Source organism: uncultured Veillonella sp. (genome assembly GCF_900545795.1).
Lineage (GTDB): Bacteria > Bacillota > Negativicutes > Veillonellales > Veillonellaceae > Veillonella_A.
The window spans coordinates 216,275-227,027 of the sequence record NZ_URAR01000001.1 but is presented as its reverse complement, the minus strand read 5'-3'; the positions used below and the strand labels follow the sequence as shown (position 1 = coordinate 227,027).

11 protein-coding genes, 1 tRNA gene and 1 pseudogene are annotated in these 10,753 nt (G+C 36.4%); 10 read left to right on the top strand and 3 right to left on the bottom strand.

The window, feature by feature from the left end; translation table 11 throughout:
* Window positions 1-50 precede the first annotated feature (50 nt).
* Together QZR90_RS00910 and QZR90_RS00905 are read left to right on the top strand one after the other, a co-directional pair.
* Entirely contained in the window at window positions 51-701 is a 651-nt protein-coding gene (locus tag QZR90_RS00910; protein WP_295787752.1) for a DsbA family oxidoreductase, read from the top strand.
* Between the two features lie 429 nt (window positions 702-1,130).
* Window positions 1,131-1,478 (top strand): hypothetical protein, encoded by a 348-nt coding sequence (locus QZR90_RS00905; RefSeq protein WP_295787751.1) that lies wholly within the window; start codon window positions 1,131-1,133, stop codon window positions 1,476-1,478.
* 300 nt (window positions 1,479-1,778) lie between these two features.
* Here QZR90_RS00905 and QZR90_RS00900 read toward each other — a convergent pair.
* Window positions 1,779-1,854: transfer RNA gene (locus QZR90_RS00900), tRNA-Thr, on the bottom strand.
* Window positions 1,855-2,235: 381 nt separating this feature from the next.
* Here QZR90_RS00900 and QZR90_RS00895 point away from each other — a divergent pair.
* Window positions 2,236-3,051, top strand: coding sequence for a class III extradiol ring-cleavage dioxygenase (locus QZR90_RS00895; protein WP_295787749.1), 816 nt, complete (start codon window positions 2,236-2,238; stop codon window positions 3,049-3,051).
* 163 nt (window positions 3,052-3,214) lie between these two features.
* Here QZR90_RS00895 and QZR90_RS00890 read toward each other — a convergent pair whose 3' ends face one another.
* Window positions 3,215-4,195, bottom strand: coding sequence for an AEC family transporter (locus QZR90_RS00890; RefSeq protein ID WP_295787747.1), 981 nt, complete (start codon window positions 4,193-4,195; stop codon window positions 3,215-3,217).
* A gap of 408 nt (window positions 4,196-4,603) precedes the next feature.
* Here QZR90_RS00890 and modA point away from each other — a divergent pair, with 408 nt between their 5' ends.
* From modA to QZR90_RS00870, 4 genes are all read left to right on the top strand, one after another.
* Entirely contained in the window at window positions 4,604-5,407 is an 804-nt protein-coding gene (gene modA, locus QZR90_RS00885; RefSeq protein WP_295787744.1) for a molybdate ABC transporter substrate-binding protein, read from the top strand.
* Between the two features lie 148 nt (window positions 5,408-5,555).
* On the top strand, window positions 5,556-6,221 hold the full coding sequence (modB, locus tag QZR90_RS00880) for a molybdate ABC transporter permease subunit (protein WP_295787742.1): 666 nt from the start codon (window positions 5,556-5,558) through the stop codon (window positions 6,219-6,221).
* Between the two features lie 77 nt (window positions 6,222-6,298).
* Entirely contained in the window at window positions 6,299-6,925 is a 627-nt protein-coding gene (locus tag QZR90_RS00875; RefSeq protein WP_295787740.1) for an ATP-binding cassette domain-containing protein, read from the top strand.
* A 121-nt stretch (window positions 6,926-7,046) separates the two neighbouring features.
* Window positions 7,047-7,607 carry a hypothetical protein gene (locus QZR90_RS00870; protein ID WP_295787738.1) on the top strand — a complete coding sequence of 187 codons (561 nt, stop codon included), beginning with the start codon at window positions 7,047-7,049 and terminating at the stop codon, window positions 7,605-7,607.
* Window positions 7,608-8,019: 412 nt separating this feature from the next.
* On the opposite strand, the gene rbr is transcribed toward QZR90_RS00870, so the two are convergent.
* Window positions 8,020-8,568 carry a rubrerythrin gene (gene rbr, locus QZR90_RS00865; RefSeq protein ID WP_295787737.1) on the bottom strand — a complete coding sequence of 183 codons (549 nt, stop codon included), beginning with the start codon at window positions 8,566-8,568 and terminating at the stop codon, window positions 8,020-8,022.
* Between the two features lie 508 nt (window positions 8,569-9,076).
* Here rbr and QZR90_RS00860 point away from each other — a divergent pair.
* The 3 genes and pseudogenes from QZR90_RS00860 to QZR90_RS09385 all read left to right on the top strand — a co-directional run.
* Complete coding sequence (locus QZR90_RS00860) at window positions 9,077-9,301, top strand: DUF951 domain-containing protein (RefSeq protein WP_295787734.1); 225 nt, start codon at window positions 9,077-9,079, stop codon at window positions 9,299-9,301.
* Window positions 9,302-9,336: 35 nt separating this feature from the next.
* Complete coding sequence (selD, locus tag QZR90_RS00855) at window positions 9,337-10,380, top strand: selenide, water dikinase SelD (protein WP_295787732.1); 1,044 nt, start codon at window positions 9,337-9,339, stop codon at window positions 10,378-10,380.
* A pseudogene (locus QZR90_RS09385) lies at window positions 10,370-10,624 on the top strand (sulfurtransferase TusA family protein); the annotation flags it as partial. The gene selD and the pseudogene QZR90_RS09385, both read left to right, overlap by 11 nt.
* Between the last annotated feature and the right edge of the window lie 129 nt (window positions 10,625-10,753).

Sequence of the window (10,753 nt, the reverse complement as noted above, 5' to 3'; positions counted from 1 at the left end):
GATTAGTTCGTGAAAAGCCCCTCAGGTTATTATCTTGAAAGGAGTTATATATGGAAATTATTTATTGGTCAGATTATGCTTGTCCATTTTGTTATATTGGACGTAATCATTTAGAAGCGGCCATTCAAAAATTAAAAGGTGTGGCAGATTTTACTGTTACTATGAAAGCTTTTGAATTAGATCCTACAGCGCCTAAAGTGATGGATGTAGCTGTGGTTGATTTCTTTGCTGAGAAATATGGCATTTCACGCGAAGCAGCGGAAGACAAGATTAATGGTATTAATTTAATGGGGCAGGCTATTGGCCTTGATTTCCATTATGACAAAGCTAAAAAATGTAATACTTTCGATGCTCATCGCATAACTAAATTAGCTCAATCAAAATCGCCTGAAACAGCAGAGGCTTTGAGCGATATTTTATATAAGGCATATTTTACAGAAAGTAAATCATTGTCTGATGCAGATGTGCTAGTACAGGCTGCTGTTGCAGTAGGGATACCGGAAGAGGAAGTAAAGTCTGTGTTAGCTGGTGAGGCCTATGGTGAAGACGTGCGAGCAGAAGAAGCCTTGGCAGCGCGTTACGGTATTCAGGCAGTGCCATTCTTTGTAGTCAATGATCAAGTGGCCTTACCAGGTGCCTTGCCTGTGGAAGAATTTGAAAATGTATTGCGTGAAATGGTAGAAAAAGCGCAGGCTAATTAATTGGCAATTATATTTGTAAGATTTTTTGCTAGGCATGTGTGATTTGTGTATAAGTTTTATATTACATTATACATTAGCTAGTTTTGAATATTAGATGCATTACTGATTTCTTTATAATGCTATATTTACACTCTAGTTGCGTTTTAATAATATAATTGTATGCTAGTCGTGTTTCGATATTTTATTGAGATATTGGCGTGCTTCGCTGCATATTTAAAGCCCTCAGACTTAGAGAAATAAGTCTGGGGCTTTTTTACTTTGGTTTAGTATAAAGTTTCTTATACATACCAATATGCGCCGTATTTAGCAAACATAATTTGATTTACTATGTCATAATATAAATTGAAACACTATGTAAATCGTTTTACATAGTTTGTTGAGTTTTTATTTTATAGTAGTCAAACTATGTGTAAGAAGGGAGATTTTCTTATGAAAAAATTCTTCGTAGGAGCGACTTTGGCCGCCCTATTGTTAGTTGCTGGTGCTCAAGAGGCTAGTGCTACAGATGTATGGGGCGCTCATGTAGCGAATGCTGACATTTATATTATTGATGATAGTGTAATTCAGAACCGTGACGGTACAATTCGTTTTAAGGCAAAATTCGTGTATGGCACTAGTTGGGAATATAAGGACGTTTCTCTGTGGCACAGAGGCAATTCTGTTGAAATGTATGTAGATAAATATAATCACAAATATTCCCTAGAATATGATACTGGTAAACAAGTGAGCCAGTTGTTCTATACAGCACGTCAATTTGCTAAAAAGCCGAAATATTAATCAGTAAGTAAAATTTAATAGAATGAGAAAAGCAGTAGAAGTAAAGTACTTCTACTGCTTTTTATAAATTTATAAATTATCTCCATACTTTATAGGTCATTTAAGAATTAAAGTACAAGATAATAAATAGCTATATTACTTTGTGATTGAGTAAAGAATTCTAACGATGGCATAATCGATGGCATAAAAATGGCATATTTTGCTTAAAAATATATGCCATCGGCATATGCTAGCGGTTATTTTTAGATATAAAAAAGGCCTATAAGCCTTGAAAAGACCCATAAAACCTAGTGTTTTCGATGGAGCTGATAATAGGATTTGAACCTACGACCCACGCATTACGAATGCGTTGCTCTACCAACTGAGCTATACCAGCATGTCTACTTTGTTATTCTAGCGAATTTGATATGATTCGTCAAGGATTCATAGACACACAGCCTTGCGTTCTAGTAAATTTTATGTTACGATTTACTTGTAAGTTTAAATATTACAAGAAGAGGGTTACAAGATATAATTTGAAAATAAGAAGAAAATAATAAAACTTAGTGTATAAGATAAAAGGCTTATAACTTAAATTTAAAAGACTAGAAAATTATAAAAGATTAAAGCTAAAAACATAAAATTAAAAATTTAAAGGCCTGAAAATTAACATCGTAAAATTTAAAAGGCTAAATATATTTGCCAATGAATTGATTGATACATAATGGTAAAGCCAATAGAATAACTTTGATTTAATTACAAAAGAGGTGTGTTGTGTATGTCAACAAAGGAAAAAATGCCAGTTGTATTTATTGGGCATGGGTCGCCAATGAATTTAATTGAAGAAAATCCGTGGACAAAAACTTGGGAGGATATGGCTCAAAAGATTCCAACGCCTAAGGCGATTTTAATGATTTCTGCCCACTGGTATACTGATAAAACGTTACTTCAAAGTGATGAAGAGCCAAGTATGATATATGATATGTATGGCTTTCCAGATCCAATTTATGAATTAGAATATGGTGCACCTACATCAAAAGCACTCATTCATCGGGTTAAAGATTTATTAGGAGATAAAGTCGTATTACAAGACAATCGAGGGTATGACCATGGTGCATATGCGCCTTTATTAAAAATGTATCCAGAAGCGCAGATTCCTGTTGTGCAATTGTCCGTTAATTATAAGCTTAATGCGCGGCAGTGGTTTGCTTTAGGGCAATTACTAAGTCCTCTGCGTGAAGAAGGCGTACTAATTATAGGCAGTGGCGATATTGTCCATAATTTGCGCTTAATTAACCCTAGTTTGGGTACTACAGCATTACCTCCTGCAGAAGCATTTGAGGAGTCTTTATTGCGTAAATTAGATCCTACTAAGGACAATGATTTATTAGGTGCCTTACATTGGGAAGCTATCCCTGGAGCTAAGGTAGCAGCGGAGCATCCCGATCATTTAGCACCATTATTTTACTGCTTGGGCGCTGTACTCGGTCCTGGCAGTATAGAGGCCCTCGCTTTGACGCCCTATGCCTTATATACTCATGATTATGTGTGGGGGAGTTTGAGTATGACCTCTTTAAGTTGGGGGATTATTTAAATTTAGTTAGGGAGTTATTTAAGTTTAGTTAGGGGATTATTTAAAGTTAGTTTGAGAGTAATTTGAATTTAGCATGGAATTATCGAAAATTTAAGATTGAAAAACAGCTCATCTACTTAAGTAGGTGAGCTGTTTTTATTTTTGAATACATAACTAGTATTTTTTAAAAGACAGGATAAATATAGTAAGCAAACATGATGGCTAGAGGAAGGGTAATAGCCGATAAGACTGTAGTGGCCATTACGATTTGGGTTGCTAGCTCTGGGTTATTTCTCATTTCAAAAGCTATGAGGGCTGTATTAACTGCGGACGGTACACTGTAGGTAATGATAATAGCTTGAGCAGCTACAGGATGAACAGGGCCATAGCCGATGATAAATAAAAACATAATAAAGGCACTGAGCAATGGGCCTCCTACTAGGCGCAAGGTAGTAGCCACCATAACATCCTTTTTGAAAAAATTGTATGGTGTACGGCTAATTTGCACGCCTAAGGTAATCATAGCCATGCCCACGAAGGCACTAGCGAAAATGTTTACTGGTGACCAGAGAACAAATGTTGTTAAGTCATATGGCAACAAGCGAAGCAAAAGTGCTAATGGTGCTACATATAGCACTGGCATATGGAAGACTAGCTGTAACGCATCATGGCGTGTTAAGAGGCCACTGCCTGCTTGATAGAATCCAAGGGTATTGCAAAAGATAGTTTGAATAATAAAAGTCCCTATTACGGCCACGATACCAATATCTAGATAAGGTGTTTTTCCATCTACAATATAAGGCATATTCGAAAATACAAAGGTGGCAATGGCAATGCCTATATTGCCGCCATTATTAAACATGGTAGCATTTTTTATAATTTGTGTTTTCTTTTGATCATAGCCCATGAATTTTGAGGCTCCCCAAGCCATGATGCCATTAGAACAAAGAATGACAAAGGCGGCGATGGCAATTTCTATACTTTCATGATTTAAATGAGCCGTATAGAGTGAGCGAAATACATAGGCAGGTAATAAGATAAAAAAATTAAGCTTACTTAAAGAGCGCAAGTCTAAATTAAATTTTTTGTCTAAGAAAAAGCCTACTACAACTAGGGCCAGAATAGGAATAACGCTGGTCCAAAAAATATGCAGAAATAGAGTCAATGGAATAGCCCCCTTTGGCTAAGTTATAGAAGTATATACTTAGTATTTATAGTAAGAAATTTGTGAAAATGACAAAAAATAGTGTTATATATATAACTATACCGAATTCTCAATGAGTTGACAATAAAATTTATGACAAACTTATATTAGGAGAAGTGCTATGTGTAAGATGATTTAACTTACAATTTATAAATACATTCGCTATAATAAGACAATAGAGACTTTTTGTAGGTAGCTATAATTGTGGCAATATATAGATGAGTATATACAAAATTATATGTAAGTGTAGATACATATAAAATAAGAAATTAATTTAGAAATAAGATTATAAGTAAGTTTAGAAATAAATTTATAAAAAGATGACATGTTAAGATTGCATGTAATAATATTGAGGAGATGAACAATATTATGAAATGGAAGACTTCCTATATATTAGCACTTACTATAGCCTTGAGTGCTATGTTATTAATTGGTTGTGGAAGAACGGCTAATTCTAATGGAGAAGAAACAGGCTTGCAAAATCAAAAGATTACTGTATCAGCGGCGGCTAGTTTGCAAGCAGCTATGACAGAGCTAAAGGCTAATTTTATTAAGTCTCATAATTTAAAAGAGGATCAAATTGCTATTAATTTTGGTGGTTCAGGTACTTTGCGTCAACAAATTGAAAGTGGAGCACCAGCTAGTATTTTCGTGTCAGCAGACGAAAAGAATATGAAAATGTTGCAAGATAAGAGTTTGGTATCTCAAGTTAAGCCATTAACGGCTAACTCTTTAATGCTTATTACACAGAAAGGTAAGGCAGCGATTGAAATTGACCAATTGCCTAGTGTAAATCGCCTTGCCTTAGGCACAATTGAAACCGTGCCAGCGGGAAAATACGCGCAGGAAACGTTAAAGAGTTTAAATTTTTGGGAGCAAGTAGAATCACATGTGGTGTATGCTAAAGATGTTAAAGCCGTAGCTGCTTATGTGGCAGAAGGATCAGCTGATGCAGGTTTCGTGTATAAGACAGATGCGTTAGATTTAAAGAATAAAGTGCAAATCGTTGATACTGCGCCAGCAGATAGTCATACAGCTATTTTGTATCCCATTGGTATTGTCACTAAATATGACAATACATTGGCACAGGAGTTTTATAAGTATTTAACTAGTGAGCAAGCCCAACAAGTACTACAAACATATGGTTTTACAAGACCTGAGGGTGGAAATTAATTAATTTATAAAAATAAGGCATATTTTGTCTTATAGAATGGGCAAAATTTTGCTTACTGTCTTATTCATTGAGCATTGTATGCGTAAGTTTATAATATTTTACGTAAGTCTTATGCAGAAACTAATTGGAGTAGGAGGTTTTTTATACATGAGTCCCTTATGGCTATCTCTTGAGGTAGCAAGTATTGCTTTAATCGGCATTGTAGGTGTCGGATTATGGCTCTGTTATATGTTAAAGCGTTACTCCTTTCGAGGTAAAGCCTTAATCGATTCTTTAGTAACTTTGCCATTAGTTTTGCCTCCAGTTGTAATAGGTTTTGTCTTATTACTTATATTTTCACCAGGTAATGCCCTAGGTGCTTGGTTAGAAGCTCATGGGTTAAGCGTTGTTTTTACAAAGGCCGGGGCTGTTTTTGCATCGTCTATTATCGGGTTCCCCTTATTTTATCAGACTGTACGTGCTGCCTTGGGCTCGGTAGATTCTACTATTGAAGATGTGGCCCGCACTTTAGGGGCGTCTGAAATTCGGATATTTTTTACTATTTCGATTCCTTTGGCTTGGAAAGGTATTGTAACAGGGGCCATATTGGCTTTTTGCCGTGCGCTTGGTGAATTTGGTGCTACCATACTAATTGCTGGAAATATTCCAGGATTAACTCGTACGATGCCATTAGCTATTTACTCTTTGGTTGAATTTGGTGATTATGGTGGAGCTTTTGAGCTAGTTGGATATATTTGTGCATTAACATTAGGTCTTTTGTGGTTTGTTCATTTTATTACAAAAGGCAATTTATTTAATAGTACTAAGCCCTAAAATTATAAATTTAGTGGCAATTTAATTGGGACAAAAATGAACTGCGATTTAAATATAAAGTGCAGAGGAGTAAATACATGTTAGAGTTTGATATAACTGTGGAGAGATCCAATATAATAGTTAGAGGTCAGGGGCAATTATCTAGAGGCATTACAGCCCTTACAGGTGCCTCTGGTAGTGGTAAATCAACGATTATTAAAAGTTTAGCTGGTTTGCTTAAGCCTGCATCAGGGTGCATTAAATTTGGTGACAGTACTTGGTTTGATAGTTCGCAAGGAGTATGTATAAGTCCTCAAAAGCGCTTTGTTGGTTATATGCCACAAGGGAATATAATATTTCCGCATATGACTGTATATCAGAATATAACTTATAGTAAACGTGGCGATGAAGAACTATTAGAGCGAATTCTTTCCCGTTTACAATTAAGTCAGCATGTAGAAAGTAAAGCGGGTGCCTTATCTGGTGGTGAACAGCAGCGTGTAGCTTTGGGGCGAGCTTTATATGCTAAGCCAGTCATACTCCTCTTAGATGAACCCTTATCCTCCCTTGATTGGGATTTAAGAGAACAGGTGCGTGAAAATTTAGTTGAGATTATCCGGGAATGGGACATTCCTTGCCTTTGGGTGACTCATGATAAGGAAGAAGCAAAAGCAGTGGGACAAGCCTGGTGGACTTGTGCAGAAGGACAGCTTCTAACAGATTAAGATATATTTTAAGTGTATTAAAAATTTTATTGAGAAGTTTATAAAAATTTATTATACTGAAAGTAATGTAATATGAATATGAAGTGAAAATGGGGTTTTACTTAAAGGAGTGTGGCAAAATATGAAACGATTATTGCGTTTATTGGTTGTATTTTTAATTCCGGCTTTTTTATTGGTGTCATATAATTCTGTAGATGCTAGTTGGCTTAGTAAGACATTAGATAAACTAGGAACTTCTTCTACATCTTCAAGAAGCTATGATGCAGGCTCTAGTGTTTCGAAAAAGGGTGAACGCTGGATTGAAGTATATTCCAATCAGAACTATACAACTTATGTTGATCGTAGAAGTATTACATCGAGTGGTGTAGCTCAAGATCGCATAGTAAAAGCGCATATAATGAGAAAATATACTCCTGTGGGTTCACAGTGGTTGGGGATTAATAGCAGAGAGGTGAAGCCTGATACGATTACCTATTCTGTAAGTACTGAGGCCGCTTCATTTAAGTCTAATGTACTTATGTATCAATATTTTCATTATTATGATGTGCATGGCAACTTAATTTATAGGGGGAGCTTAAAAGATATTCAAGGTAAAACGAATGCTTTTTTCCCAATTGAACCAATGTCAGAAGAAGAGCAAATTAAAGATGCTCTATTTTCTATGGTAGGATGGGATTATTGATATTTATATTATAAGTGGACGGTCCGCAGCTAGTAAGCTGTGGACCGTTTTATGTTTAGATTAGTAATTAAAGGCATGTATTATACTGAAAAAGCCCAGTAGACGAATCTACTGGGCTTTTTTGTACTTCTTTTCTTGAAACCACCTGGTTTCTATTGTGAAACGCCACTTGGCGAAAGTACCATTGCACTATGCAATTTTTTAAACTAACACTTGTTTTGATTATTCAGGGACTAAACTTTTAGTTTGATTTGGATTTTCTAGTTATTACATATTAAATTACAGTTGAATTGAGCATCTCTTGATGCGGTGTAGTTACACTTGTAATCTTATATATCCACTTGGATGAGATAAAATATGCACTTGCTAGAATATGAGACGCACTTGGTCTCGCCTTACTTAGGCTGTTAAATTATAAGTTAGTTTCTTGGAATTGGGAGAAGAATGCTTGTGGATGAGCACATACTGGGCAAAGTTGTGGAGCTTCAGTACCTACATGAATATAACCACAGTTTGCACAGATCCAAGCTACTGGTTGTTCGCGTTTGAATACGCGACCTTCAGTTACGAAGTTTACAAGATCTAAATAACGTTCTTCATGACGAGCTTCGATTTTACCAACTTGTTCGAATAAGTAAGCAATTTTTGTGAAGCCTTCTTCTTTTGCTACTTTAGCAAATTCTGGATACATTTCAGTGTGTTCGTAGTTTTCGCCTGCTGCAGCATCTTTAAGGTTGACAACTACGTCGGCATTTACATCGCCACCATGTAATAATTTGAACCAAACTTTAGCATGAGCGCTTTCGTTGATTGCTGTTTCTTCGAAGTAATCAGCAATTTTGTTCAAACCAGCTTTACGAGCAGCTGCTGCATAATAAGTATATTTGCGGTTAGCTTGAGATTCGCCAGCAAATGCAGCTTGTAAATTTTGTTCTGTTTTTGATCCTTTTAATTCTGACATTGAAATCGCACTCCTTTTCTTTGGCCCACCAGGGCATTTGCAATTTGATGAACTTTCATTCAAATTGTAGATATAAACTTTTAAAATAGCTTAAACTAAACTTATGTAAGTAACAACAATTCAAACTAATGAATAATCATTGTTGATTACATTATAAGACATGAAAATGAGAAAATCAAGGGTGAAAATAAAAAAAGTTCAAAAAAATTCTATTTGATAATTCTTATCAATGCCCTATTTTCGGTGATTCTTGGACTTTTTGGGGCGAGCGGTGGAGTGCGAGGGCATCTGAGTTTAAATGAGAATGGAAGTCATTAGCAAGTAAAGCATAATGAGAATTAATTGAATGAATCCTATTTAGTACTACATGTGGTAGGTTCAGAGTATTTATAGTGCATACATAGTAGTTTAAAAGATAATATATTAAAATACAGATAGTAATAGTTTATAAATGGTATAATGAATTAAGAATTTATTAGTACATAATCATTGTAGAGAGGAGCGCTGTATGGCATTTGTAAGATATTATGTAGGGGATGTTGTAAAAATGAAAAAAGCTCATCCTTGTGGAAGTGATGAGTGGGAAGTACGTCGTATTGGCGTTGATTTTAGTATTGTTTGTAATGGTTGTGGTCATCAGGTTATGATTGCACGACCAAAGTTTGAAAAAGCTGTAAAAAAACTCGTATCTCGTTTGCCTGAAAATATGGATACTACTGCGAATAAAGAGTAAATAGATAGCTGGAAATGGGTTTGCGAGGTTTAAGCATGAGCAACAATGGAGAAATACGATTAACTCAATATGCAAGTAAAGGCGGTTGTGCTTGTAAATTAGGGCCACATTTACTTGAACAAGCTCTCAAAGGCGTTCAATTTCCTACTAATGAACAGGTTGTAGTGGATATGAAGGGGTCAGACGATGCAGGTATATATAAAATTACCGACACCCTTGGGTTAGTGCAAACGACTGATTTTTTTATGCCTGTTGTGGATGATCCGTATTTATTTGGTAAAATTGCTGCTATTAATAGTATCAGTGATGTATATGCTATGGGTGGTACACCTCGAACAGCCATGAACTTAGTGGCCTTTCCAGTGCCATTAGTGGAGGCTGGTGCTTTAAAACTAGTTTTAGAGGGCGCCAATGAAGCCTTAGCTGAGGCCGGCGTAGCTGTAGTCGGTGGCCATAGTATTGAAAATGAAGCCCCAATTTTTGGTTTAGCTGTGACAGGGACTGTAAAATTGGACTCAATCTGGCGTAATCAGGGCGCTCAGCCTGGAGATATATTAATTTTAACGAAGCCTTTGGGCACGGGGATTATGACTACAGCTTTAAAGGGTGGACTTTTTCAAGAGGGTGTTGAAGAAGCAATCCAGAGTATGTGCACTTCAAATAAAAGGGCTGCACAGATGGCTAGTCATTTTACGATTCATAGTTGTACAGATGTGACTGGATTTAGTCTTCTAGGGCATGGCTTAGAGATGGCTGTAGGGAGTCATTGTAGCCTTCATATAAGGGTTGATAGATTGCCTTTGTTCAGCCAAGTGAAAGAAGCCGCTTCTATGGGGCTTGTACCAGCGGCTACTTATGGAAATAAGAAAGCGTTAACCAATATTGTAATAAGTCCTGAATTAGATGAAGTGTGGGCAGATATTTGCTTTGACCCACAAACTTCAGGCGGTTTGCTTTTGGCATTGCCAGACGTAGAAGGTGAAGCTTGTTTGACGGCTCTTCATGAGGCTGGTGTTGAAGCGGCTGCTATTATTGGGACTGTAAGAGAGAAAGGAGATGCCTTTGTATATGTCGAATAACAAGGCTGATAAAAATCATGTATTCCAATTATTAGGTGATGGTACTGTGCTCGTTGATGTGCGAGGTAGTTTGTGTCCTATCCCTGTAATTGAAACTAAAGTGGCTCTAGATGCACATCCTGAGGCACAAATTACGACGATTGTAGACAATGAAGTGAGTCGCGACAATGTAGTAAAATTTGGCCATTCTCGTCAACGAGAGGTAGAAGTATTAGCTGAAAATCACGATTTCTATATTACTTTAAAGAGCGCTCAGTCAGATAATGATGTGACATCTCCCTTTGGCTCAGCGGCAGCAGCTATTCACTTGCAAGGAGTATTGCCAAGGGAAAGTATTGCTATTGAGCCTGGTAATCTAATACGGAAAGATGTG

What these genes read in the sequence shown, in the direction of transcription:
- QZR90_RS00895 (WP_295787749.1), top strand. Translation starts at nt 2,236, where the DNA reads ATGTCAACAAAGGAAAAAATGCCAGTTGTATTTATTGGGCATGGGTCG.
- QZR90_RS00860 (WP_295787734.1), top strand. Translation starts at nt 9,077, where the DNA reads ATGGCATTTGTAAGATATTATGTAGGGGATGTTGTAAAAATGAAAAAA.
- QZR90_RS00870 (WP_295787738.1), top strand. Translation starts at nt 7,047, where the DNA reads ATGAAACGATTATTGCGTTTATTGGTTGTATTTTTAATTCCGGCTTTT.
- rbr (WP_295787737.1), bottom strand. Translation starts at nt 8,568, where the DNA reads ATGTCAGAATTAAAAGGATCAAAAACAGAACAAAATTTACAAGCTGCA.
- QZR90_RS00910 (WP_295787752.1), top strand. Translation starts at nt 51, where the DNA reads ATGGAAATTATTTATTGGTCAGATTATGCTTGTCCATTTTGTTATATT.
- modB (WP_295787742.1), top strand. Translation starts at nt 5,556, where the DNA reads ATGAGTCCCTTATGGCTATCTCTTGAGGTAGCAAGTATTGCTTTAATC.
- selD (WP_295787732.1), top strand. Translation starts at nt 9,337, where the DNA reads ATGAGCAACAATGGAGAAATACGATTAACTCAATATGCAAGTAAAGGC.
- modA (WP_295787744.1), top strand. Translation starts at nt 4,604, where the DNA reads ATGAAATGGAAGACTTCCTATATATTAGCACTTACTATAGCCTTGAGT.
- QZR90_RS00875 (WP_295787740.1), top strand. Translation starts at nt 6,299, where the DNA reads ATGTTAGAGTTTGATATAACTGTGGAGAGATCCAATATAATAGTTAGA.
- QZR90_RS00905 (WP_295787751.1), top strand. Translation starts at nt 1,131, where the DNA reads ATGAAAAAATTCTTCGTAGGAGCGACTTTGGCCGCCCTATTGTTAGTT.